Raw genomic sequence first — 23,111 nt, 5'->3', positions numbered from 1 at the left:
CCTGTTATTATAGGGTTGTGTCCTTAGCCGCAGCCTTTCCCGCCTGCCAGCCCGTAGACCAGGCAATCTGCAGATTAAAACCTCCGGTTACTGCGTCAAGATCCAGAAGCTCTCCTGCAAAATACAGACCCTTTACCCGTTTTGACTCCATGGTGGAAGGATCCGTCTCCTTCACGCTGATGCCTCCCTGGGTAATAATAGCCTCCTTAAACGGACGAAGACCGGTGAGCGTAAAGGTAAGTCCCTTTGTAGCTTCCACCAGCCTGCGCCGTTCCTGTCTGGTGATCTCATTGACCTGCTTATCCGGGTCAATACCGCTGCGGCGGATAATCTCCGGAATCAGCTTTGCAGGATAAAGATGACTTAAGCTGTTTTTAAACTGCCTGTTTTTCGCTTCTGCAAAATCCCTCAGGATACGCTCATCCAGCTGTTCTCCTGAAAGAGCCGGTTTTAAATCGATAACCAGCTTTAAGGCCCCCTTTGACACCGCCTTTGCACAGAAGGAGCTGGCGCTTAAGATCACGGGGCCGCTGACTCCGAAATGCGTAAACAGCATCTCGCCAAATTCCCGGTAAAGCTCCTTTTTCCCGTTATAGACAGCAATTTCAATATTTTTAAGAGAAAGCCCCTGAAGAGCCTTTACCTCCTCTTTCTCCGCCGCTTCAAAGGGAACCAGGGCCGGAAGAAGATCCGTCACTTTATGGCCCAGCATTTTAGCCCATGCATGTCCGTCCCCTGTGGATCCGGTAGACGGGTAGGAAACACCTCCCGTAGCCAGGATCACACGATCCGCCGGCACCTCTTTTTCCTTTCCGTCCGGCCCTTCCAGACAGATCCCGCAACAGACCTGCCGGACCGCTCCGGTATCCGTATCCTCTTCGCTTCGCACTGCCAGCCCCTTAATCTCCTGCCTTAAGTATACCTTTACACCTGCCTGGCGCATCATCCGCTCCAGAGCGGCAATCACATCGGAAGAATGATCGGAGCAGGGGAACACACGGTTTCCGCGCTCGATTTTAAGAGGCAGCCCCGCCTCCTCAAACAGCTCCATCACGTCCTCATTGGTAAAGCCGTAAAAGCTGCTGAACAAAAACTTGCGGTTTGTCACAACGGCTCCAAAAAGTTCTTCCATATCACAGGCATTTGTCACATTGCAACGTCCCTTTCCTGTAATAAACAGCTTCTTTCCCAGCTTTTCATTTTTTTCATACAGGCTGACTTTACAGCCCTCTCTTGCAGCGGCTACTGCGGCAATCATTCCTGCCGCACCTCCGCCTGCGATGATAATATGCTTTTCTTTATTCATGAATCCTCTCTTGTTCTCTGCCGCGGCATATATTCTGTGTTGAACGTAAGTATACCACATTTTTCCATCAAATAAAACGGCCCAGGCCAAAAAATCCCGCCCGGGCTGTTTTCACTGTATAACTCCCGGCCGATCCCTACAGATCTGCCAGTACAAAAATATCATAGATGGCCCGAATTGCTTTCTCAAAGTCATCATTCTTAACGCCGATGATAATATTCCACTCACTGGAACCCTGATCGATCATCTTTACATTCACTCTTGCATGAGCCAGGGCGGAGAACACACGGCCTGCTGTCCCGCGATTAGAGCGCATGCCTCTTCCAACCACAGCGATCAGAGCCAGATCGGATTCCAGCTCCACCACATCCGGCTCAACAGCCCGGTGGATTCCTGCGATCACAGACTGCTCATGATCCTCAAACTCAGACTGATGAACAAAAATTGTCATCGTATCGATACCGGAAGGCATATGCTCAAAAGAAATACCTGACTTTTCAAACACGCTTAAGACCTTTCTCCCAAAGCCCACCTCTGTATTCATCATGGCCTTTTCAATGTTGATGGCGCAGAAGCCCTTCTTTCCCGCTACGCCTGTGATCGTGTGGCGCGGCTTGCGGCAGGTCGTTTCTACGATCAGCGTTCCCTTATCCTCCGGACGGTTGGTATTGCGGATATTAATGGGGATCCCCTCTTTTCTTACAGGGAAGATCGCATCCTCATGAAGAACGCTTGCTCCCATATAGGAAAGCTCCCGGAGTTCTCTGTATGTAATGGTCTCGATTACCTCCGGATCCTCTACAATCCTTGGGTCTGCCACCAGAAAGCCGGATACATCCGTCCAGTTCTCATACAGATCTGCATGAACCGCTTTTGCCACAATGGAGCCCGTCACATCGGAACCGCCTCTGGAAAAGGTCTTTATGCTCCCATCCGGACGGGAACCGTAAAAGCCCGGAACCACAGCCCGTTCCACATGGGACAGACGCTCAGAAAGCTCTTTATCGGTCAGATCTGCCTCAAAGTTTCCCTGCTCATCAAAGAAAATCACCTCTGCAGCGTCAATAAATTCATATCCCAGATAATTTGCTATCACAATACCGTTTAAATACTCTCCTCTGGAAGCAGCATAATCCCTGCCTGCCCCGGCAAGAAAATTCTCCTCCAGTTTTGCAAACTCATGGTCCAGATTCAGGTTTAAATCCAGGCCCTCGATAATCTCCTCATACCGGCCTCGGATTTTCTCCAGGATCTTTTTATAGGAACGCCCCTCAGATGCTGCATCATAGCATGCATAGAGCATATCCGTTACCTTTTCGTCCTTGTCATTGCGTTTTCCCGGTGCGGAGGGAACCACATACCTCCTTGACTTATCTGCCCGGATGATATCTCCCACCTTTTTAAACTGCTTTGCACTGGCCAGTGAACTGCCGCCGAATTTAGACACTTTCTTCATAATCGTAGATCTCCTCTTGCCACATTTTCGAAGGTAATGCTTTCTGGAAATGATATCCCACTTCTATAAAAAAGTCAATAGTTTTTACTCAGAAACTTTGTGTACTGAGCACATTTGTCCGTGTGATAAAGACTTTTTATTCGCAGTACAAGTGGATCCCCTGTGACTCAATAAGGCTTCTCCACTCATCAGAAAGCTCGTCATCTGTAATGATACTGTCAAAATCCTTCAGATGAGAAAAGGCTGTTGGAAAAATCCTTCCAAACTTGGAAGAATCCGCCAGAAGTATTTTTGTCTGTCCGCTTTCCATCAGGGCTCTCTTTAAATCCATCTCATGGGGGGCAATGCAGGTAACATTCATCTTTTCACTGATGCCGGCTGCCGTAATGAAGGTCTTATTGATGCATGTTCGGTTTATCATGGAAATTCCCTCCGGACAGTAAAAGGTCTTTGTATTGGAATAAAGATAACCGCCGGAACAGATGATATCGCAGTTGTAATGGTCATTTAAGTCCAGAAGAACATTAAAACTGGAAGCCAGGACCGTCATATGGATATCATAGGGCAGAGCCCTGGCAAGATAGGCGGCCGTAGATCCGCTGTCAATGGCAACTACGTCATTTGCTTCAATAAGAGAAGCCGCCCGTCTTCCAATCCTCTCCTTTTTCTGCGGAAATACCAGGCACTCATCATTTAAATTGTACTCCGGGTACAGAGCCGTTTTTTCTGCCGCATGATATATGGCGACTCCGTTTACCAGCCGCAGACAGCCCAGTTTTTCCAGGAGCTTTAAATCCCTTCGGACGGTAATCTCCGACACATCCAGCTTCCCTGCAAACTCCCTGATGGTAATCCCGTTTTCCGTCATCAGCATTTTTCTCATCCGGTCCAGCCGGTCTGTTTTCCTGCCGCTCATCCTGTTTTCCTCCTTTTTCTAATCTGTATTTTTTTGTATTATACTGAAAAATTTTTATGCTGCTGATATAAAATGATCAAAACATTTAATTCCCTCTGCTATAATGATTCAATCCATCATAAATATAACATTTTTTCATATTTTTTGATAGCATTTTATCATTTTATCAATTTTATTTTGCAATATTGACAATGAGTATGATAAGAATTACAATATTTTTATACAACATTTTACCATTTTTCAAACAGAGAGGAGTACAAAATGGAACTGCGACTTGTAGACCTGGTCAAGGATTTCTCCGGGACAAAGGCCGTTGACACCGGCAGTTTTTCAATCTCAGACGGAAAACTCACCGGACTTTTAGGCCCCAGCGGCTGCGGCAAATCTACCCTTCTTTACCTCATCTCCGGTTTATTAAAACCCACCTCCGGAAGGATCTTTTTCGGAGACCGGGATGTGACAGAGCTTCCTCCGGAAAAAAGAGGAATCGGCCTTGTTTTTCAGAATTATGCCCTTTATCCCCACATGACAGTTGCGCAGAATATCGCCTTTCCTCTGGTAAACCGCAAGGAAAACAGAGAGCTCATCCAGCAAAAAACGCAGCAGATGGCAAAGCTAGTGCAGGTAGAGGAGCTTTTGTCCAGAAAGCCGGGACAGCTCTCAGGAGGCCAGCAGCAGAGGGTTGCCATCGCACGGGCTTTAATTAAAGAACCGGACATCCTTCTTTTAGATGAACCTCTCTCCAATCTGGACGCGCGCCTCAGACTGGAAATGCGGGAGGAAATCCGCCGCATCCAGCTGGAAACGGGAGTTACCACTATTTTCGTTACCCATGACCAGGAGGAAGCCATGAGCATCACCGACGAGATCGTACTGATGAAAAAGGGCATCATCCAGCAGCAGTGTGCTCCCATTGATATGTACTTACAGCCTGTAAACCGTTTCGTGGCATCCTTTATGGGAAATCCTCCCATTGACTTTTTCCATTTTCCCATAAAAGACGGACGCCTGATCCTCTCAGAAAGCTATGCACTTCCCATCCGCACAACCGCCAGCGGAACCGTACTTACAGGAATCCGTCCGGAAGCCTGGGAGCCTGGACCGGGAATACGGGTAACAATTGAAACCTTGGAACAGAGAGGCCGTGATGTACTGGCCGGTTTTACCCTGACAGGCGCAAAAGGCAAGGCGCTCTTAAGCATTACAGACCGGGTCCGCACCGGCGATACGGTCGAACTCTCTTTAAAGCGCAAGGATCTTTTGTACCTGTTTAATGAAGCAAACGAAACTCGGATCGATGCAGAGGTAGCCTATGAAAGTTAAAGGTTTTTGCAGAAAGCCCCGTCCTGAAAATCCGCTGGGAAATACAGAATACAGCCTGAAGGCTTACTTTTATCTGCTTCCTGCAGCTCTTATTTTAGCTGTATTTGTATTTTTCCCTATTATAATGACCCTGCGGATGGGCTTTTATGAAAGCTATGTCTATCTGACCGATGTAGGAAAAGGCTTTGGTCTTGCTTCTTTTCGCTATGTGTTAAAGGATCCAGCCTTTCGGTCTGCGGTACGCAACACACTGATCATCACCTTTATCGGCGTTCCTATTACGATCGCCCTGTCGCTGGGAAGCGCCCTGTTTATCAACTCTCTGGGCAAAGGAAAAGGGCTGTTTCAGACGATCTACTTCCTTCCCTATGTAACCTCCACCATTGCCATCGGCCTGGTGTTCCGGTGGCTGTTCCACTCAGACTATGGCTACATCAACCATGTTTTAAGCTTTTTTGGCCTCCCGCCTCAGAAATGGCTTACAGATCCCAATCTGACTACCATTTCCGTCACGATCTTTACGATCTGGAACGGAATGGCCTTTAAGATCGTTCTGTTTCTGGCAGGACTTCAAAAGATCGATCCTCAGTATTATCAGGCGGCACGCATGGACGAAACTCCGCCTTCCCGTGTGTTTTTCCGAATCACCATGCCTCTTTTATCCTCTACCTTCTGGATGGTAACCATTGTATCGGTCATTCACGCCTTTAAGACCTACAATGAAGTTTACTCCATGTTCGGAGGAAACGGGGCCGGCCCCGGAAACAGTGCCATTACCATTGTTTACTATATCTACGATATGTTTTTCAACCGTTCTCAGGTGCACTACGCATCAGCCGCCGCTATTATCTTTTTCATCATTATACTGGCGCTGACTGCCCTGCAGAAATGGGTATCGAAAAAATTCGTTCACTATGTATAAGAAAGGAGACGCCTCATGACAGAAAAACTGAAAAAAGCAGCCGTCTGGATCCTTTTAACAGCCGGAGCACTGGTTATGATGTTTCCTTTTATCTGGATGTTAGCCACCTCCTTAAAGACGCTTCCGGAAGCCACTGCCATTCCGCCTACGCTCTTTCCTGCAAAGGCTATCTTTGCAAATTATGCGGAAGCTTTCACCATGGCGCCTTTTGGACGGTACCTTTTTAACTCCATCCTGGTAGCCGGGCTGGGGACGCTCCTTACTCTGGTCATCACCGTATTAGCCGCCTATGCCTTTACGATTTTTGAGTTTCCCGGAAAATCCAGCCTCTTCTTCTGCTGTCTTGCCACCATGATGATACCGGCAGAGCTTTTGATCATCCAGAATTTTATCACCGTTTCCAAGCTCCACTGGGTCAATACCTTCCAGGGTATCATCATACCGACCATTGCCAGTGGATTCTATATCTACATGATGCGGGAATACTTTCTTCAAACCCCTTCTGTGCTTTATAAGGCCGCCAAAATCGACGGCTGTACGGACTGGCGCTATCTGTGGCGCATTATGATGCCTATTAACAAAAATGCCATTGCCACCATCGGCATCCTGACCTTTATCAGCCAGTGGAATTCCTTTATCTGGCCTCTGATGGTATCCAAAGATGACGCCCACCGCGTCATGGCAATCGGTCTTTTACATTTTAAAGATGCCGTCAGCTCCCAGATCAACCTGCAGATGGCCGGTTCCACCATTGTCCTTTTGCCTATGCTGATTTTTTATCTGATCTTCCGCAAACAGATCATTGAGGGAGTATCCCGCGGAGGAATCAAAGGATAATATTTATTTCAAGTCAACCAACCAAGGAGGAAAACAAATGAAAAACATGACCTGTCTTCTTTTAGCAGGAACCGCTGCACTGTCTCTTGCTGCCTGCGGCTCTGAGTCCGCGCCTTCCCAGACATCTGATGGGATTGTCACAAAAATCACCAAGCCTGTAGAGCTTCAGTTCTGGCATTCTATTTCCAATCCTGTCCATGCAGAGGTTTTAGATAAGCTGATCGCCCAGTTTAATGATACCGTCGGAAAGGAAAAGCAGATCACTGTAACCGCTACCTTTAACGGAAGCAGCTCCGACTTATATTCCAATGTAATCGCTGCCATTAAGGCAGAAACTGCCCCGGATGTAACTCTGGCTCTGCGCCCCTATGTGGCCGATTATCTTCAGACCGACCTAGTCGTAGATCTTACCCCCTACATCCAGGATGAAACTGTGGGAATGCCTGACTACGAAGATATATTTGAAGGTTTGAGAAACGGCGGAACCACCTATGCCAAGGAAGGAACGTATTCTCTTCCCATCCACTCCTACTCAGAAGTGCTTTATTACAACACCGCCTTTTTTGAGGAAAACGGCTTAACGGTTCCCGCCACCTGGGACGAGCTGATCGAAACCAGCAAAAAAATCCATGAGATCACCGGTGCTCCTGCCTTTGGCTGGGACAATCTGGCCGGAAGCTTTATGACCCTTGTAAAGCAGTACGGCGGACGGTATACAGATCCGGAAGGAAATATTTACTTTGCAGAAGAGGATTCTGAAACGGCTTTAAAGGTATTAAACCTCTGGAAGGAAAATGTAGGATCCGGTATCTGGAGGACTGCGGGTGAGGATATGTTTTTCTCCGGGCCCTTTGCAAACGAACAGATCCCCATGTATGTAGGAGACAGCGTAGAAGCCAGCTATATTCCTGCCAAAAATCCGGAACTTAAGTGGTCAACCGCTCCCATCCCACAGGTAAGCGATGATACGGCAGCCAACTTAAGCGCCGGTCATGTCATCACGGCCTTAAACCAGTCCGGAAATCCCGAAAAAGCCTATGCTTCCTATGAGCTGATCAAGTTTTTAACCTCCAAAGAAGCCAATCTGGCTGTGGTAACCGCAGGCACCGGCTATCTTCCCATCCGCCAATCTGTGGCTGACAGCGAAGAATATAAAGCTTACGTTGCCGATGGACATGATTTTCTTACCGCCGCAGTAGAGCAGAATGACCGCTATTTCTACGAGCCGGCCTTTACCAACGATACCACTACCTCCAGTGCCGTTACCAGCGCCGTGCGTACTATGATGCAGGAGGTTGCAGAAAACGGTACAGACCCGCAGACTGCTCTGGACAATTTAAAACAGACCGTAGGACTGAATTGATTTTCCGTCCTTCTGTCAGAAAGACGAGGAACAAATTTATGGAGATTCTCTATCATCATATTCTTACTCCCTGCGGAGAACCGGCAGATATTATCATCTCAGCTCTGCAGAAATTCATCCGCAGGGGAAAAACGGAGGAAGCGGCCCGTGCTGCCTATGAGCTCTATCTGTCCGGCGAGGAGCTTCGCGACTATCTGTGGCAGAGGCTTTTAGTCATCAGCGCAGAGGACGTGGGGCTTGGACAGCCGGCTGCACCGTCGGTTGTGCTTTCTCTGTACCACGCCAGCCAAAAGCTTGGAGCAGACAGCATGGATTACCCTCTGTTTTTTGTCCATGCAGTCCGCTATCTGTGCAGCTGTCCCAAGGAACGGGGTTCCAGCACTCTGGCCAGTCTGACCAAGCGGCGGATCCGCGACCGCGTCCCCTTCCCCCTTCCGGACTATGTATTTGACATGCATACCATCGAAGGACAGAATCGTGGCCGCTCCTATGAACATTTTATCTCTCAGGCGGCTGTCGTTTTCCCGGAAGCCGTTTTAAATGACAGTACAGCTGGTCAGAATGACCGCTGGGAAGCAGAACTTACAGAAAGACGGAAAGGAGAGGAAGACATATGAACCGGACACTTGTCATTTCCATCGATGCATTGATCAGCGCTGATATCGAACGTTTAAAAAAACTTCCCAATCTGGGGCGTATCATGAAGCAGGCCTCCTGGGCAGAGGATATCCTGTGCTGCTACCCCACTCTTACCTATCCCTGCCATGTAACCATTTCCACCGGCTGCTGGCCGGATCGCCACGGTATCTGCAACAATGAAAAGTTCCAACCCCTGTCAAAAGACCGGCCGGAATGGTACTGGTTCAGAAAGGATATCAAAACGCCTACTCTCATTGACTATGCAAAAGCAGCCGGGCTGACCACTGCAGCCATTACCTGGCCTGTAATGGGTGATTGCGGGGCAGACTACAACATTGCGGAAATCTGGGCTCCCCATGAAGAGGATGACCCCACTCCTTACTTTGACTTAGCAGACAGCCCAAAGGCCAAAGAGATTTTTGAGCGCAACAAGCATATGCTCCGCTGGATGAAAACGCCCCAGATGGACGAATTTGCCGCCCAGTGTGCCGTAGATATTATAAAAGAATACCGGCCTGACCTTATGTTCCTGCATTTATCCTATGTGGATCATCAGCGTCACAAACTGGGGGTACGAAGCGAACAGCTGGATCATGCCTTTGCTTTTGTAGATGAACAGCTTGGCAGGGTATTTGACGCCCTGGATGAAACAGGAGGCCTTGAGAATACCAATATCGCCGTCCTTGGGGATCACGGCCAGCTCTACTGCGACCAGATGTTCCACTTAAATACCGTGCTGCGCGATATGGGCTTTCTGACAGAGGAAAACGGAACCGTGACCTCCTGGAAGATATATGCCGCCCAGTGCGCCTTCAGCGCACAGATCTACCGCCAGCCGGATGTAGACCCTAAACTGGTCTATGAAACCCTTTGTAAAATCCGCGACCAGTATCCCGGAAGTATTTCCCAGATTTTTACAAAAGAACAGGCGGCAGACCTGCATCTGACCGGAGAATTTGACTTTGTAGTAGAAGCCGGGGATCGGACAGCCTTTGATAAGACAGCCAATGCCACTGAGTACTTTACTTCTGTGGATGAAATCCGCGAATACAAGCTTTCTGTTTCTACCCACGGCCATCTGCCGGAAAAAGGGGACAAACCGCCCTTTATCTTAAGCGGCCCGGATGTAATCCCCGGAAAGGTGCAAAAGGGCGGATACCTGGTGGATGAAGCACCTACGCTCCTGCGTCTTTTAGGTATTACAGAAAACCATATGGACGGAACCCCGTTTACCTGGATGACAAGGCTGTAACAAGAAGGAGGGCCCTATGACACCACGCTTCATCTGTTTTGACCTTGACGGAACCCTTTATCTGGATTCCTGCGTATACCTGCGGATGATTGATCATTTTTTTCATGACACGCCTTACAGAGACTGGATTTTTCCGGTTCAGGAGCAGATGAAACAGGTACTCTCCGGCCAGAGTTCCTTACGATGCGGGCAGTTTGTTCCCAAGCAGAAGGCAGAGCATCCAAAAACTCCTGAAGATCTTTTTGATATACCGGGCACGGCAGCCCTTCTTCTGCCTGATCCCTCCCCCTGGCTGGATCGAACGCTTTATTCCTACATTTCCGACGGCTGGACCCTGGGTATGTATCTGGCCCGCAGAATCGGCTGGGAAGGAGAAGACTTCTGGAAGCGGTTCCGGCTGGTGCGGAACGATCTGATCGATCCATACTGGGGGCCTGTACCGAATCCGGCTCTTCCTGTCCTTCTTAAGGAATTAAAAAAGCAGGGAATCCATGTGGTTCTCTGCTCCAACGCCCAGGAGACTAACTGTATTGAGCTTTTAGATTACCTTGGCTTTGATGACTCCTGTTTTGAAGAGCTGTGCTTTGACGCAGACAAACCCCATACCTTTCCCCAGAGAATTGCACAGTGGGGCAGACAGTTTAATCTCTCTCCAAAGGAAATGCTTTTTATCGGTGACCAGGGCTATTTTGACCTGTATTCCGGCAAAACATGCGGCGCTTCAACCCTCCTTGTTTCTCCATGGAATGCAGCGGATGCAGAATTGTGGGATCACATGGTACAGACGCCAAAGGAAATGGAGGCATATTTACGGGAGCTTTGTCTGAAATAGGGGACTGTTTTTAAATCTGGTCCGTATTTCTCTTTCTGTACGGCAGATTTTACGGTATTCCTCTGCTCCAAGCCCCAGATCATGAACCGTTTCCTTCAGCTCCCCTTCATTGAGCCGAAGCCATGAGCCGTTTTTTGTACGCACGGCCTCCAAAAATAATTTTTCAAAAGATAGCGTGAACCCATCCGCTGTCTTTTCTGTTTTCAGCCCACGGATCACCATAAAATGCTCCCGGACAACCAGCCCCTCCGATCCCATGACCTGAAACACGCACCAGTTTTCTCCCTTGGGAAAAAGCATTCGGCCACCCGGCTGATCCAGTTTCCAGAAAATCTGCGGAGCATTTTGTTCAAAACAGTCGTTTTCCTCTTTCATACACATTAAAGGAAATGACAGATGCTCCCTTTCCCTTTTAATATCTGCCCCGTACCCCCAAAAACGGTCTGAATCCGTTCCATCTGTATCCCATAACTCATTTTTCCAGATTTCATATCCATGATACACGGTTCCTGTAGGAAATCCCTGTTCAGGATATACAAAGCGGCAGCTTCCTCTGCTTCCTCTCTTATCCGTATCCTCCTGAACCCGTCTGCGCTTTGTCAGTTCCCAGCGCCTTCCAAGGACACCATCCAGTTTCTCAAAAAGCCGCTCAGACCTGGCATCCCCCTGATCCAGCCTTATAAGTCCGCCAAACATAGCCAGCTCCACTGCATTCCCCTGATAATGCACTTTTTCCCCATTTCTTCGGAATACCCGCTCTGCCTGATCCAAAACCGTCTCATACGCCTCTGATGATGCCAGAAGCACAAACTTATCGCCTGCAATACGGAACAAATGATCTCCCTCTCTCATTTCTCCTTCTATTCTCTGCAGGCAATCCAGCACAAAACGCTCCCCTCCTTCTCCGCCAAATACGGTTTTCAGATAGCGGATTCCCGGCGCCTCCATATCAAAGCACACAATCCAGGTGTGCTCCCTGTGTTCCAGCATCTTTCTCATATCCTCCAGACAGAATCTCCGTCTGAATACGCCGCAGTCATCACAGAAAAAATCCTGTCTGGGAAAAAGCTGCCAGAACCGGCGTCTTTTTCTGAATCTGGCCGGTGTTTCCTGCCACATTTTCTTAAATGCTCTTGTAAATACCTCCTGGGATGCAAAGCCATATTCCAGGGCAATCTCGCAGACGCTTTGTGAGGTGGATAAGAGTTCCCCTGCTGCCTGAGTCAGCTTCCGTCTGGCTGCATACTCCATCATCCCATACTGGAATACTTTCTTAAAAAGAGCTTTTGTGTTGGATCTGGAATAATAGCAGGCTGACGCGATCTCCTCTGCCGAAAGAGATTCTCTTATATGCGCTTCTATATAATCAATTACATTTTTTAATCCCTGTTCTTCATTCATAGCTGCCCTCCGGGCTTTCATACAGGCTCCGCACCATCTCATCCAGCCCTGCTTTTTCCTTTCTGCAGACCTGTCGTCCAATCTGGTAAAAGTCTTCCAGCGGTTCATCCAGCATCTTCTTTCCGTGATCGATCAGAATCACCCGGCTGCAGATTTCATCTATATCCATCATATCATGGCTGGTCAAGAGAATAGTTGTCTGCTTCTCCCGGTTCAGCTCCTTTAAAAATTTCCGGATCCTGTCCTTCGCCACCACATCCAGTCCTACTGTGGGTTCATCTAAAAACAGCACTTCCGGATCATGGAGCAGAGACGCCGCCAGCTCTGCCCGCATCTTCTGCCCCAGGCTCAGGCTTCGCACCGGTTTTCTTAAGAATTCCTCCATTCCCAGCAGCTCTGTAAAGCATTCTACATTACGTTTATAGATTGACTCCGGGATTCGGTACATCTTTCGGTACAATTCAAAGGTATCCTCCATGGGAAGCTCCCAGTTTAACTGAGATCTCTGGCCGAAAACCACCCCCATGTGAAGGGCATTTTCCTTTCTCTCCTTCCAGGGAACACGGCCGCCGCACAGAACGCTTCCTCCATCAGGAACCAAAATCCCTCCAAGCATTTTAATCGTAGTGGATTTTCCTGCCCCATTTGGCCCTATATATCCCACCATTTCCCCTTTTTGGATGAAAAATGAAATTCCATCCACTGCCCGTTTCTCTGTATAGGTTCTGTGTATCAGCGACCGAAGGGCTGCCCCTGCGCCTTTTGGACGCTCATACACCTTAAATGTTTTCTGCAGATTTTCAGCCTCAATATATGCCATTCTGTTTTCCCCTCTTTCTGTTTTGATTATGAGCCTGCCCCGCTGTAGGCCCGCAGACCCAGCCGCCAGAACAGCCTGGAAAGCAAAAACACACCGCAGCCTACAAGGGGTGTCAGATACCGCAGAATTCCCGGACAGATTCCCTCCTGGCGGTCAATGAAATACTGTACGGGATAGTAATTGATAAATGCATATGGGAGCACAAAGGTCAGCAGCTCCCGGATCCCCCGGTGATAAACAGACAGCGGATACTGGATAAATTCCGTCAGATTTTTATAGAGAAGGCGATACAAGCCCTCGCTCTCCCCAATCCAGAAGGCAGGAACCGCTGTAAATACAAAGCCCGCCGCCTGTATCAAAGATGCTCCCAAAAGATCCGCTGCCAGCCAGAACAGATGAATGGGCGTCAGGGCAATATCCAGCCGGATCAGGCAGATCACAAGCACAGCTCCGCCCATAAGATAATTGCTTGTATAGCCGGCGCTTACATGGGAAGCTGCCAGATATATCATCGGGTCAGCCGGCTTTGTCAGCACAAGATCCAGTTCTCCCTGGCGGATCAGCCGGTGCAGTTTTCCAAAAGATCCCATAAAAAAGGTCGCTGCAACCGAGTAGGACAAAATATCAAAGGCATAAAGAAGAAGGATTTCTTCCCGGTTCCAGCCTCCGATCTGTCCGAACCGTTCCAAAAGGATCAGCACCATAATCATTCCCGTAGACCAGCCCATAATCTTTGCAAGCATCCGCATGGCATATTGTCCCCTGTGGGCCATCTGTGTCAGAAAACCATTTTTAAGAAACGCTCCGTATACTCCCATTTTCTCATCCTCCCTCTATCTCAAGCACCGTTCCAATCCGGTTCCAAAGCCATTTTTCAAGCACCGTTACCGCCAAAATCCAGATAAGCTCCAAAATGAGCAGCCTGATGCATTCTGCATGGGTATACCGGCCAAGCCAGATACAGACAGGTTCATAAACGGTCAGGCGAAAAGGAAGATAACCACAGAACTTCTCCAGCCACCGAGGATAAAACCACAAAGGAATGGACAGGCCGGAAAACAGCGTAAACAGGCTGTCTGTAATCATCCGGGTATAGGTTCCGTCCTTCATCCAGAACACCAGAAGTCCGGTGGTATACTGGATGCTGTAGCATAAAATCACGGCGAAAACCACAGCCAGACTACCAAAGCACATGGAAGAAACCGAAGGCAGAGGCAGATTCCAAAGACAGAAAGCAAAGGGAATCAGCACTAACCCTTCTGCCAGAAAGCGCAGTACATTCTCCCCTAGCTGATCAAAGAAAAAATACCATTTTAAGGAAATAGGGCGGATCAGATCTACTGCGATCATTCCGCTTTTTACCCGGTCTGCCAGCTCTCCGCTGATCCTGGTATCCGTGAGGATCAGAATCAGAAGGCTGATCAGAGTATAAGCTGCTGTCTCCGAAAAACCGTCTTTCAGGAGCGCCAGCCAGATACAGCCTTTGATATAGAGCCTCAGCATATCTCCCACCAGCCTGAGAGCCATCCCGGCCCGGTACTGGATCTGCCGTCTCCAGCCGAATTTTAAAAGAATACCGTACATATTGCCACCGCCTTCTGTTGATTGTGTGCAGAACCACATAAATGCGGAGCTTAGTATACTACGGGACAGGGATGGATTTCTTGATGTTTTGGACAAAAATCCCGGTCTAAAAAAATAAAAAGAGACGCCTGGGCTTCCCGGCATCTCCAAACGGTCAGATTACTTTATTTTCCAGATAACATTCCAACAGATACGAGGGATTTTCATAATACATACTGCTGTTGTAATCATCAATTTTACTGCTGATAAATGAATTATAGACCTTTATCAGGGCGTCAGTCACTTCTATCTTCTCGCACTCTGCCACAGACTTTATCAGTCTTTTATAAACCTTTCCAATATCCCAATGGGACGGAATGGCATATCCACAAGCTGCTACATTGTCAAAATTTCCCATTTTGATTCCTGCTTCTCTGATAAAATCATCACTCACACGCTCTATATTGTCACAGTGATAGACATCCGCCAGATCATAGATTTTCGCAAGGTTCTTTTTCCCTAATGCATTTACGGTATCTGCTCTTGTATTTTTCGTTTTTCTTGCAATATAATCAATCAGGCTGCATGTAAAAAACAGATCGTTATCCTTTGCCGACTCTCTGCCTGGATTTTCCATCATAAAACCTCCTCAAAACCTCTGTATTCGAGACATTTCAGCGCTTCTTTTGTGCAGAAGTTAATCCGATGCGTTGGGTACTTAAATTTTGCCAATATCCAAAACTGTTCTCTTGTAATGCTCCCATCCAGATAATCAGATATATAATTATAAATCTGATCATCTGCCATTGCCCCAATTACAATATCATATGCATGTTTCTTTCCGTTCCTGCAGTCAATAATAAAATCCACTTCCAAAATCCTTTGTGTTTTTTCCAATACGGATCTCCGGGATTTCAATCGGTGTGTAACCACCGTGATAAACTGTCATTTTTGCCATTTGATATCTGCCTCTCTATCTAAAGCTTCTCGGCTAACCTGTCTTAAGCTACAATATTAACTGCATTTTCTTTAATTTCAATAATTTTTTTCATCAGCGCGGTTCTTGTTTTGGCATCAAACAGCTTAACAAAGCTGATCGGCTTATCAAAAGGCGGCTTCATAAGCTCCTTAATGTCTTCCATATAACCGCTCTGCTCCATGTGATTTATAATCTTACGTACAAATGCAATCTGTTTCTGATTCAGTGATGCATCATTGATAAACGCGGAGAATGCCTCCATTGCCGCATCGTGATCAAGCTTTGCAATTTTTCTGATAAGAAGCCCAAAGGGTGTATCTCCATATTCCCGCTTATAATCCTCTTTACTTCCAAGCTCTTCTGTGAGCACACGCTCCAACGCCTCATAATCCCCTGCGGTCAGCGGGATATTATGTGTAAGCTTATGAATCACAATGGAATTGCCATGTTCATTTACATAGCGGTTTACCTTCTTTTTGTAATCCTCAAAATCATATGCAGGATCCAGCTGTTTCCCTTCTGTCGTATCAATCACAGGATCTGTGAGATTTGTAATAATCCGTTTTTTCGGTTCTGCATCATCAACGAGGAATTTCATTAAATCACGAAGTTCTCTCCTTGTTTTCTCAAAAACCAAAATATCATTCGCTTCCCAATAGGAGTCTGTATTAACTTCCCTGATAATTGAAAGTTTGGCTTTAATTTGAGGAATGGTTATCTTTTTTTCAAATGATGCTGCAATCTCACATAGCTGTTTTCTGGCATATTTGAAAGACGGCATCGCTTCCAAACATGCAATCATCATTCCATATATAAAATTATCAAAACGCTTTGCATATTCATCCGGGTCATTCATATACACCAATGGTGCAATATGGTCAATCAACTCTCCCTTTGCCCCTTCACTTATATAGGTAAAGCTTCCCAGCTTACGATATTTCTCTACATATTCACGCCTGAGCCGCACAGATACAAGCTCTGTGTTAAGGGCCAGAACCTGGGCATTGCATTCTGTTACCAGCTCCTTTCTCCACTCCTGGTAACACTCCTCTGCAAATGTGCTTTCCTGCATGGCAGCAGCCAGCCGCACTTTTTTTCCAAATATATTTTCTGAAAGCGATTTTGTATCATTTCCTTCCATTCCATTCGGCTTCTGTCTGAAATATTCAAAATTTCCGCAATAATCAAAAATTATGAAATATTTCTTTCCGGTATATTCACCGTTTATACCATCGACACAATTTAAGTAAGGCGCTAATCGGGTGCCGCGGCCAATCATCTGCCAGAACTTTGTTTTTGAGCGGATCTTCTTAAAAAATACAAGATTTACACACTCCGGAACATCAATACCCGTATCCATCATATCAACCGACACGGCAATTCTCGGCTCCTTATCCGGCTGTTTAAAATCATCTATGATGGTTTGCGCATAGGCATCATCACAGATAACCCGCTGTGCAAATGTTCCTTTATGCTGAGGATATAATTGATTAAACCGTTCCAAGATAAATTCTGCATGTTTTTTATTTTGAGCAAAAATAATCGTTTTTCCAATGAGATCTCCGCCCTGAACCTTAATGCCCCGCTCCATTAAATCCTGCAGTACCATATCTACCGTATTTTCATTAAAGACAAACTGATTCAGTTCGGCAGAAGGAATAAAGTCCGGAATATATCCGTCCTCAGCAAAGTCGTCCTCATATCTTTCCTTATCCTCTTTTGATAAATCATCATACGTAATTCCCTCTTCCAGAAATTTTGTTTTGACCTCATAGTTATAATACGGAACAAGCACATGATCCTCATTTACAGCCGTTTCATAATCGTATGCATACGTGGGGACGCCATCCTCCATTTCAAAAAAGTCATATGTATTCCTGTCTACATCTGTCCTTGGAGTCGCCGTAAGCCCTACTAAATATGCGTCAAAATATTCAAAAATAGCCCTGTATTTCTTAAAAATCGACCTGTGACTTTCATCAACAATAATCAGATCAAAATGCGTGGGCGTAAATAGCGGAAGCCCATCCTTTGTCTTACATTCATCAATGGCATTCAGCATGGTCGGATAAGTAGAAAATACAATCCTGGCTGTTTTATCATCCTTACTTGAACACAGATTACAAAGAGACATATCGGGAAGATAGTTTTTAAAATCATCCTTTGCCTGTTTCACCAAAGCAGTTCTGTCTGCCAGAAATAAAACATTTGTCACATATCCGCCCCGGCTTAATACATCCGTCAGACTGGAGGCGGTTCTTGTTTTTCCGGTGCCAGTTGCCATGACAAGGAGATTTTTCCGGAATCCCTGCTCAATATGACCGCATACTGCCCGGATTGCTTCTTTTTGATAATATCTGTCTGTAATTTTATCATTAATCGGAATCTCGTTTAATGGCTTTCTTTCCGTTCTGCGGTTCATAAGACGCTGAAGATCCTCTTTTCCAAACACCTCACTCACCCGTCTCTGCGGACTCGTCTGATCATCCCAAAAATAGGTCTCAAATCCATTTGTGGTAAACATCATGGGTCTCCGGCCAAATTTTCTCTGTAAGCAATCCGCATACAACATCGCCTGTTTTCGTCCAATATTCGGGTCTTTGCTGGTCCGTTTTGCTTCAATCACAGCCAATGGCAAACCGTCTTTTCCAAACAGCACATAATCAACGTATCCCTTTTGCCCAAGGACTCCTGCCATACCATCCACTTCATACTCTTCCCATACATCGGCATCACTTCCATCAAATTTCCATCCTAACTGTTTCAAATCAACATCTATGAATCTCTTTCTGGTTAAAAATTCGGAAATATCCTCCGGTTCAAAGCTTCGGCTCTGCTGATTCTGTTCCTTGGAAGCAGTGAACTGTTCTGACATAGATGCAATTTTCTTGCGAAGCTTCTCTATTTCTGCATCTTTTTCCCCAAGAAGACTCTCCTGCTCTTTTATCTTCCTGGCATCAACAATCACCCTTTCTCTTGGAATCTCTTCCTCTCTGAAATACCGTTCTTCATAGTTAAGCCCATAGCAGTAATCCACCCATTCAATAAACTCAAATAAGCTACGCAGCGACATAAGGGCATCACCGGCACTGACACTGCGTTCTGTATGTACTGCAAGATTACCTAATTTTACAATAAATGGAAGCTTACCCCAGGTATGATAATCGACCGAAAACCGAAAGCTGGGCTCATGGATCAGTGACTGCAGATTATCCTTATACGGCATCTGCATAGAATCGTCCGCAGAATACACCCATTTCACAGCTAATTCCAACGCTTTTCTGCTCCCAACAGCTGACATGGCCGGAGAAGTCGCATAAACCTTTTCTGCTTCTATCGCAGCGTTTGCAAATAATATATATTCTTTTTGGTTCTTTAAAAATTCAAAATTTGCCATCTCTGATTTATCCCCCCATATAAAATTCTAGCATTGCGTTGAAATTATTGCGTATATATTCTAAGCAGTAAAATAGATATTTCGATTTGTCGGTCTGTTCCGAAAGCTCCACAAAAGCTCTTTGTTCTTCTATCGGAGGCAATGGAAATTCGAGATTTCTGCATTGTTCAAGACTCAGATTGAGTTGTCGAATACCAACTGCTTGTTCCAAAAAAGGCCGTAATACATTCGGTTGCATAAGTGCTGCCATAAGGTATCTTGGAAGAACCCTGTCTTTGGCTCTGAAAATTGCAATTGCTTGATTTATATTCCATTCAGAAAATTCATCAGTAACAAGAGAAAATTTTCCTAATGGTGGGCCAACAATATTCATTAGCACGTCATTAGGTAAAACTTTGGAACGTGCTAACTGCTTATTATGGGTATCAGCCGAAATATATTGCGGCATATTATCAAACAACAATTCTCCAGTAAAACTTAAGTTATACACTTTCAAATACGGAATCATTCCAATTTCATATTTTTCAGTGATTTCTCCTGTAGGTGGTGTTGTTCCTTTAGTTATAAAATCACAAACTTCTGAGGCTATTACCGTTGGATATCTACCTGAACCAAACATCTCTATAAATCGGGATTGGAAATCACCCTATATACTTTCTATGAGAGATTTTAACATTATTTTGATTTACCATTGCGTACTGCATTGTGGTATCTATCTTAGCATGTCCAAGCAATCTTTGTACCTGTTCAATCGGCATTCCCTTGTCAATAGCACGTGTTGCCAGTGTTCGCCGGAACTTATGAGGATGTACTTTTGTAATTCCCAGTTTCCTTCCCAAATTACGCAGACGTATCTCAACTCCACTGATTTCTAACCGCTTAAATGGTTGAATCAAAGACACAAACAGCGCAGGATTTTTATCTGTTCGACTATCAAGATAATTTTTCAAATGAATTTTCGTTCTTGCATCAAAATATACGGGACGTTCTTTGCTTCCCTTACCAAATACAACGCATTCCCGATTTTCAAAATCTATGTCAGATCTGTTTAATCGTACCAGTTCACCTACTCGCATCCCCGTTGATGACAGCAAATCAATCAATGCCAGATCCCTCAAACACCCGCATTGATCCCTCATGATTTCCAGAGATTCATCTGTGTACGTTTCTTTTACCGGCTGGTTTGATTTTATCTTATGAATCCGGCGTACCGGACTTTTCAATATATAATTCTCATCCTCTAACCATGCAAAAAAACTGGAAAGGATACGGCGAATATTATCAATATTACTTTTACTGCACTGACTGGTCTGCTGATATTCCGATAAATATCCTCTTAAGTCATCCGTTCTCATACGAATTGCCGGAATATCTACCGTTGAAAAAAGCCTCATGATTGATGCTTGATAGTATTTTAATGTCTTTTCACTACATCCCTCTACACGTTTTGCTGAAATGAACATATCCAACAACTCAGAATTTGTTTCTTTCTCTTTTATCTGATCTGTCTCTTCTTCCGGCGAAACCTGCACTCCCCAAAAACAGTGCGATAATGTCTCCTGTAATTGTTCCATCTGATAATTATCCAGATATGGAAGCATTTGGCGGGTAATCTCAGTAATCAGCTGTTCTTTCATTGTGGTACACTCCTTTACTTGTATACCAACATCCTTCTCCAGCTTTTCGCCCCATTTTACATATTGTCTATTTCATCCTTATAAAACAGCTCTATTCCCTTTTCCATCTTTTGAAATTCCGGGATATATTGCTTTAAAATCATATCAACCAGGCGTCTGGCCGCTAATGCATCATAAATATGCGTCATATCATTTCTTGACTTTAGCATCCCCAACCAAATATCTTCATCGATAAAATCATAAATGGTAAATGCTGTTTTTAATATCATTTTAGGAGATCCGCTGGCGGAAATACTCTGCCCTTCATAGCTCAGTAATTCTTTTAATACCTTCCATCCAAGCTCAAACTGAATAAAAAATTTGTCAATAATCCCTCCAATGATAAACTCATTGGACAGATTCTCTTTCTCTGCCAGAGCTAATACCCTTAAATTTGATTTAAAATGTTCAAATTTTTTCATATAATACCCTTCCCTCTTTTTGAATCGACTCTATAAGTTCCTCTTGTATTTTTTCATCCAAATTAATGATATCAAATTTTAAAAGGGTTGATGTGTCTTCATTTACATCAATAGAAAATCGAGTAAAGTCACCGCCTTTGACCGCCAAATCAATATCACTTTTTTCTCTAAAATCTCCCCTGGCCCTGGATCCAAATAAAATCACTTTTCTGACTTCATATTTTTGGGCCAGATTCTGTATCTCATGAATTACCTGCTGTTTAATTCCTGTTTTTTCCATAAATCCCTCCCCAATAATCAGCTAAAATACTGCTGCATAAGTGATTTTTTCAAAATTTCTAACTGTTTCAGGCTCTTTTCCACTGCCAGTTTCGATTTGTCGGTCTGGGCAACAAAGGCAGCAAACTGATCCTGTTTCTTTTTTTCTGGCACAATCACCTTTAATTCACTAAGAGTTTTCAGGTTTATATTCTTCTGAGCAGACTCTGGAGCCTGAGATTCAAGGATTGCTTGAAAAAAAGAAAACCAATAATGAATAAAAATATTATTTGTCCTCTCGTTCCCAATAAATCCAACCACACTATCAGGAAAACAGGCATCAAATTCCAGTATAGCCGTCTTTGCTATATTGGCAGCGATCGTAATACAAAGAGTACCCTTTTCCCACATTTTACTCTGCTTTAACCCTAGTTCCGAATATGTGCTACTATAAGATGTAATATATAATCCAGCGTTTGCAACATCTCCTGTCTGAATCAATGGATATTTACCACCTAACAACTTAATATCATTTCTTGGTCTGTGTTTAGATACTCCTCGACCGAATTTTCCTAAATTAGGTAATGTATCTTCTGGTAAACTGTATGGATTCGATACAGGATCCCCAAACAATTCGACAAATCGGGACTTGACGAGCTGATCAAGAAGACTCAATTCCTCTTTTCGTTTGTCTATCAACCTTATAACTTGGTTGATTTCATCAGCAATTTGCAACTGTTCAGTCATGTTACGGTATGGAATCATCATTTGACGCATTGCCGTCTGCGTTAACTTCTGTCGTGTTGCACCATTGACCAATCCCTCTGTGTCATAAAACATAAGTGCATAGCAAAGATAATCTGCATTCACAAGCGGCTTGGCTTTCAATACATGTGCGTGGTTATTTACCCAGCACTTTCCAGAAACACGATATGCAATCGGTCGCTCTTTGGATCCGAAGTTACCCCCATCTTCTGCAAGAAGCACCAATTCATCGTCAAATATGTATTCTGCTACATAATCCTGCAACCCATTTGCTCCGTAATACGGATAAATACCAGTCTTGCGATTCTTTGCTGTAATCGGTACACGACGAGAATCGAGGATTTCGCACACTTCTTCCAACTTTTTATATATTGCACTCATGCTGGCACCTCCATCTCACCGCAAAGTCGGGATTGGATAAGATTATTCAATTCATTAAGTTGCTGTTTGCGAAATTCAATAATCTTCTGTAGTTTATCCAAAATATTTGCACACCTTTTCTGCTCCTCTAAACATATATCTGGTATTGTCATTTCTTTCAGCATATTAATTTTAAGATTATCTCGAACGCTACCAGTAGCTTTTGCTTGAATTATTTGACGGCCAATATCACTTTTCAAAAAATAATACAAAAACTGACGATCAATACTATCCGAAACGGAAAATACATTATAAAGCGGACTAACAATTACCTGTTCCTCACATCTCTGCCAATCAATTGAACCAACATTGATTCGAGAAGGATTATATGCAAAATAACCATATGGCACTATTTTATACGTTGTCTTATCCTTACTGGCTATCTCTTTTCCAAAATACTCCTTGCAAAAACCTTGGCTATTTGTAACACTGTATACAGGAATATTCAAATCATTTTTATTACGGACAGAATATTCGCTAATGAACGTTCCTAATTGAATTCGTTTTCGCGTCACAATTTCATCCTTGCACTTCTGAATCTTATCAACCATTCTGCACCTCTTC

General features: G+C 45.0%; 24 protein-coding genes. 7 read left to right on the top strand and 17 right to left on the bottom strand.

Annotated features, from left to right (window positions below; translation table 11 throughout):
- Positions 1 to 7 precede the first annotated feature (7 nt).
- The 3 genes from BN3656_RS10410 to BN3656_RS10400 all read right to left on the bottom strand — a co-directional run bounded on the left by BN3656_RS10410 (position 8) and on the right by BN3656_RS10400 (position 3,678).
- Positions 8 to 1,306, bottom strand: coding sequence for an NAD(P)/FAD-dependent oxidoreductase (locus tag BN3656_RS10410; protein WP_066547627.1), 1,299 nt, complete (start codon positions 1,304 to 1,306; stop codon positions 8 to 10).
- A 136-nt stretch (positions 1,307 to 1,442) separates the two neighbouring features.
- The gene (locus BN3656_RS10405) at positions 1,443 to 2,762 is read right to left on the bottom strand and encodes an aspartate kinase (protein ID WP_066547625.1); all 1,320 of its coding nucleotides are present in this window, start codon (positions 2,760 to 2,762) and stop codon (positions 1,443 to 1,445) included.
- A 136-nt stretch (positions 2,763 to 2,898) separates the two neighbouring features.
- Positions 2,899 to 3,678: a DeoR/GlpR family DNA-binding transcription regulator gene (locus tag BN3656_RS10400; RefSeq protein WP_066547622.1), complete on the bottom strand. Its 780-nt coding sequence runs from the start codon at positions 3,676 to 3,678 to the stop codon at positions 2,899 to 2,901.
- A 261-nt stretch (positions 3,679 to 3,939) separates the two neighbouring features.
- Between BN3656_RS10400 and BN3656_RS10395 the strand changes: the two genes are divergently transcribed.
- From BN3656_RS10395 to BN3656_RS10365, 7 genes are read left to right on the top strand one after another with little or no spacing between them, the layout of a single operon-like run.
- Positions 3,940 to 5,001: an ABC transporter ATP-binding protein gene (locus tag BN3656_RS10395; RefSeq protein WP_066547621.1), complete on the top strand. Its 1,062-nt coding sequence runs from the start codon at positions 3,940 to 3,942 to the stop codon at positions 4,999 to 5,001.
- Complete coding sequence (locus tag BN3656_RS10390) at positions 4,991 to 5,923, top strand: sugar ABC transporter permease (RefSeq protein ID WP_066547620.1); 933 nt, start codon at positions 4,991 to 4,993, stop codon at positions 5,921 to 5,923. The genes BN3656_RS10395 and BN3656_RS10390 overlap by 11 nt, the downstream gene beginning before the upstream one ends.
- A 15-nt stretch (positions 5,924 to 5,938) precedes the next feature.
- Positions 5,939 to 6,760: a carbohydrate ABC transporter permease gene (locus BN3656_RS10385; RefSeq protein ID WP_066547618.1), complete on the top strand. Its 822-nt coding sequence runs from the start codon at positions 5,939 to 5,941 to the stop codon at positions 6,758 to 6,760.
- A 37-nt stretch (positions 6,761 to 6,797) separates the two neighbouring features.
- On the top strand, positions 6,798 to 8,123 hold the full coding sequence (locus BN3656_RS10380) for an extracellular solute-binding protein (protein ID WP_242962985.1): 1,326 nt from the start codon (positions 6,798 to 6,800) through the stop codon (positions 8,121 to 8,123).
- A 38-nt stretch (positions 8,124 to 8,161) separates the two neighbouring features.
- Positions 8,162 to 8,740: a hypothetical protein gene (locus BN3656_RS10375; RefSeq protein ID WP_066547616.1), complete on the top strand. Its 579-nt coding sequence runs from the start codon at positions 8,162 to 8,164 to the stop codon at positions 8,738 to 8,740.
- Positions 8,737 to 10,014 carry an alkaline phosphatase family protein gene (locus BN3656_RS10370; RefSeq protein WP_066547614.1) on the top strand — a complete coding sequence of 426 codons (1,278 nt, stop codon included), beginning with the start codon at positions 8,737 to 8,739 and terminating at the stop codon, positions 10,012 to 10,014. Before BN3656_RS10375 ends, BN3656_RS10370 begins: the two co-directional genes overlap by 4 nt.
- Positions 10,015 to 10,030: 16 nt before the next feature.
- A complete protein-coding gene (locus BN3656_RS10365) occupies positions 10,031 to 10,846 on the top strand; it encodes an HAD family hydrolase (protein ID WP_066547612.1) in 816 nt (271 codons plus the stop codon).
- Here the strand turns inward: BN3656_RS10365 and BN3656_RS10360 are convergent.
- The 14 genes from BN3656_RS10360 to BN3656_RS10300 form a co-directional block, all read right to left on the bottom strand.
- Positions 10,823 to 12,247, bottom strand: a complete 1,425-nt coding sequence (locus tag BN3656_RS10360; RefSeq protein WP_066547610.1) for a helix-turn-helix domain-containing protein — start codon at positions 12,245 to 12,247, stop codon at positions 10,823 to 10,825. The genes BN3656_RS10365 and BN3656_RS10360 overlap by 24 nt on opposite strands.
- Positions 12,240 to 13,067: an ATP-binding cassette domain-containing protein gene (locus BN3656_RS10355; RefSeq protein WP_066547609.1), complete on the bottom strand. Its 828-nt coding sequence runs from the start codon at positions 13,065 to 13,067 to the stop codon at positions 12,240 to 12,242. The genes BN3656_RS10360 and BN3656_RS10355 overlap by 8 nt, the downstream gene beginning before the upstream one ends.
- Before the next feature lie 26 nt (positions 13,068 to 13,093).
- Positions 13,094 to 13,885 (bottom strand): ABC-2 family transporter protein, encoded by a 792-nt coding sequence (locus tag BN3656_RS10350; protein ID WP_066547608.1) that lies wholly within the window; start codon positions 13,883 to 13,885, stop codon positions 13,094 to 13,096.
- A 4-nt stretch (positions 13,886 to 13,889) separates the two neighbouring features.
- Positions 13,890 to 14,651, bottom strand: coding sequence for an ABC-2 family transporter protein (locus tag BN3656_RS10345; RefSeq protein ID WP_066547606.1), 762 nt, complete (start codon positions 14,649 to 14,651; stop codon positions 13,890 to 13,892).
- Between the two features lie 154 nt (positions 14,652 to 14,805).
- The gene (locus BN3656_RS10340) at positions 14,806 to 15,270 is read right to left on the bottom strand and encodes a hypothetical protein (protein ID WP_066547605.1); all 465 of its coding nucleotides are present in this window, start codon (positions 15,268 to 15,270) and stop codon (positions 14,806 to 14,808) included.
- On the bottom strand, positions 15,267 to 15,500 hold the full coding sequence (locus BN3656_RS16685; RefSeq protein WP_347461179.1) for a DUF3990 domain-containing protein: 234 nt from the start codon (positions 15,498 to 15,500) through the stop codon (positions 15,267 to 15,269). The genes BN3656_RS10340 and BN3656_RS16685 overlap by 4 nt, the downstream gene beginning before the upstream one ends.
- A complete protein-coding gene (locus BN3656_RS17105; RefSeq protein ID WP_347461178.1) occupies positions 15,484 to 15,579 on the bottom strand; it encodes a DUF3990 domain-containing protein in 96 nt (31 codons plus the stop codon). The genes BN3656_RS16685 and BN3656_RS17105 overlap by 17 nt, the downstream gene beginning before the upstream one ends.
- Before the next feature lie 52 nt (positions 15,580 to 15,631).
- A complete protein-coding gene (locus BN3656_RS10330) occupies positions 15,632 to 19,006 on the bottom strand; it encodes a DEAD/DEAH box helicase family protein (protein ID WP_066547602.1) in 3,375 nt (1,124 codons plus the stop codon).
- A 7-nt stretch (positions 19,007 to 19,013) separates the two neighbouring features.
- A complete protein-coding gene (locus BN3656_RS10325) occupies positions 19,014 to 19,625 on the bottom strand; it encodes a restriction endonuclease subunit S (protein WP_081422930.1) in 612 nt (203 codons plus the stop codon).
- A gap of 22 nt (positions 19,626 to 19,647) precedes the next feature.
- Complete coding sequence (gene xerA, locus BN3656_RS10320; protein ID WP_066547599.1) at positions 19,648 to 20,643, bottom strand: site-specific tyrosine recombinase/integron integrase; 996 nt, start codon at positions 20,641 to 20,643, stop codon at positions 19,648 to 19,650.
- Between the two features lie 56 nt (positions 20,644 to 20,699).
- Positions 20,700 to 21,104: an HI0074 family nucleotidyltransferase substrate-binding subunit gene (locus tag BN3656_RS10315; RefSeq protein WP_066547597.1), complete on the bottom strand. Its 405-nt coding sequence runs from the start codon at positions 21,102 to 21,104 to the stop codon at positions 20,700 to 20,702.
- Positions 21,091 to 21,384 carry a nucleotidyltransferase domain-containing protein gene (locus BN3656_RS10310; RefSeq protein ID WP_179297087.1) on the bottom strand — a complete coding sequence of 98 codons (294 nt, stop codon included), beginning with the start codon at positions 21,382 to 21,384 and terminating at the stop codon, positions 21,091 to 21,093. The genes BN3656_RS10315 and BN3656_RS10310 overlap by 14 nt, the downstream gene beginning before the upstream one ends.
- 17 nt (positions 21,385 to 21,401) lie before the next feature.
- A complete protein-coding gene (locus tag BN3656_RS10305; protein WP_066547590.1) occupies positions 21,402 to 22,508 on the bottom strand; it encodes a restriction endonuclease subunit S in 1,107 nt (368 codons plus the stop codon).
- Positions 22,505 to 23,098: a restriction endonuclease subunit S gene (locus BN3656_RS10300; protein WP_242962984.1), complete on the bottom strand. Its 594-nt coding sequence runs from the start codon at positions 23,096 to 23,098 to the stop codon at positions 22,505 to 22,507. The genes BN3656_RS10305 and BN3656_RS10300 overlap by 4 nt, the downstream gene beginning before the upstream one ends.
- Positions 23,099 to 23,111: the final 13 nt, after the last annotated feature.

It is taken from the genome of Clostridium sp. AT4 (genome assembly GCF_001517625.2).
In the GTDB taxonomy this organism is placed as follows: Bacteria; Bacillota; Clostridia; order Lachnospirales; family Lachnospiraceae; genus Enterocloster.
Note: the sequence above shows the minus strand (reverse complement) of the source record. Positions and strands in the feature narration are given on the sequence as shown.

What these genes read in the sequence shown, in the direction of transcription:
- BN3656_RS10410 (WP_066547627.1), bottom strand. Translation starts at nt 1,306, where the DNA reads ATGAATAAAGAAAAGCATATTATCATCGCAGGCGGAGGTGCGGCAGGA.
- BN3656_RS10405 (WP_066547625.1), bottom strand. Translation starts at nt 2,762, where the DNA reads ATGAAGAAAGTGTCTAAATTCGGCGGCAGTTCACTGGCCAGTGCAAAG.
- BN3656_RS10400 (WP_066547622.1), bottom strand. Translation starts at nt 3,678, where the DNA reads ATGAGCGGCAGGAAAACAGACCGGCTGGACCGGATGAGAAAAATGCTG.
- BN3656_RS10395 (WP_066547621.1), top strand. Translation starts at nt 3,940, where the DNA reads ATGGAACTGCGACTTGTAGACCTGGTCAAGGATTTCTCCGGGACAAAG.
- BN3656_RS10390 (WP_066547620.1), top strand. Translation starts at nt 4,991, where the DNA reads ATGAAAGTTAAAGGTTTTTGCAGAAAGCCCCGTCCTGAAAATCCGCTG.
- BN3656_RS10385 (WP_066547618.1), top strand. Translation starts at nt 5,939, where the DNA reads ATGACAGAAAAACTGAAAAAAGCAGCCGTCTGGATCCTTTTAACAGCC.
- BN3656_RS10380 (WP_242962985.1), top strand. Translation starts at nt 6,798, where the DNA reads ATGAAAAACATGACCTGTCTTCTTTTAGCAGGAACCGCTGCACTGTCT.
- BN3656_RS10375 (WP_066547616.1), top strand. Translation starts at nt 8,162, where the DNA reads ATGGAGATTCTCTATCATCATATTCTTACTCCCTGCGGAGAACCGGCA.
- BN3656_RS10370 (WP_066547614.1), top strand. Translation starts at nt 8,737, where the DNA reads ATGAACCGGACACTTGTCATTTCCATCGATGCATTGATCAGCGCTGAT.
- BN3656_RS10365 (WP_066547612.1), top strand. Translation starts at nt 10,031, where the DNA reads ATGACACCACGCTTCATCTGTTTTGACCTTGACGGAACCCTTTATCTG.
- BN3656_RS10360 (WP_066547610.1), bottom strand. Translation starts at nt 12,247, where the DNA reads ATGAATGAAGAACAGGGATTAAAAAATGTAATTGATTATATAGAAGCG.
- BN3656_RS10355 (WP_066547609.1), bottom strand. Translation starts at nt 13,067, where the DNA reads ATGGCATATATTGAGGCTGAAAATCTGCAGAAAACATTTAAGGTGTAT.
- BN3656_RS10350 (WP_066547608.1), bottom strand. Translation starts at nt 13,885, where the DNA reads ATGGGAGTATACGGAGCGTTTCTTAAAAATGGTTTTCTGACACAGATG.
- BN3656_RS10345 (WP_066547606.1), bottom strand. Translation starts at nt 14,651, where the DNA reads ATGTACGGTATTCTTTTAAAATTCGGCTGGAGACGGCAGATCCAGTAC.
- BN3656_RS10340 (WP_066547605.1), bottom strand. Translation starts at nt 15,270, where the DNA reads ATGATGGAAAATCCAGGCAGAGAGTCGGCAAAGGATAACGATCTGTTT.
- BN3656_RS17105 (WP_347461178.1), bottom strand. Translation starts at nt 15,579, where the DNA reads ATGACAGTTTATCACGGTGGTTACACACCGATTGAAATCCCGGAGATC.
- BN3656_RS10330 (WP_066547602.1), bottom strand. Translation starts at nt 19,006, where the DNA reads ATGGCAAATTTTGAATTTTTAAAGAACCAAAAAGAATATATATTATTT.
- BN3656_RS10325 (WP_081422930.1), bottom strand. Translation starts at nt 19,625, where the DNA reads ATGTTTGGTTCAGGTAGATATCCAACGGTAATAGCCTCAGAAGTTTGT.
- xerA (WP_066547599.1), bottom strand. Translation starts at nt 20,643, where the DNA reads ATGAAAGAACAGCTGATTACTGAGATTACCCGCCAAATGCTTCCATAT.
- BN3656_RS10315 (WP_066547597.1), bottom strand. Translation starts at nt 21,104, where the DNA reads ATGAAAAAATTTGAACATTTTAAATCAAATTTAAGGGTATTAGCTCTG.
- BN3656_RS10310 (WP_179297087.1), bottom strand. Translation starts at nt 21,384, where the DNA reads ATGGAAAAAACAGGAATTAAACAGCAGGTAATTCATGAGATACAGAAT.
- BN3656_RS10305 (WP_066547590.1), bottom strand. Translation starts at nt 22,508, where the DNA reads ATGAGTGCAATATATAAAAAGTTGGAAGAAGTGTGCGAAATCCTCGAT.
- BN3656_RS10300 (WP_242962984.1), bottom strand. Translation starts at nt 23,098, where the DNA reads ATGGTTGATAAGATTCAGAAGTGCAAGGATGAAATTGTGACGCGAAAA.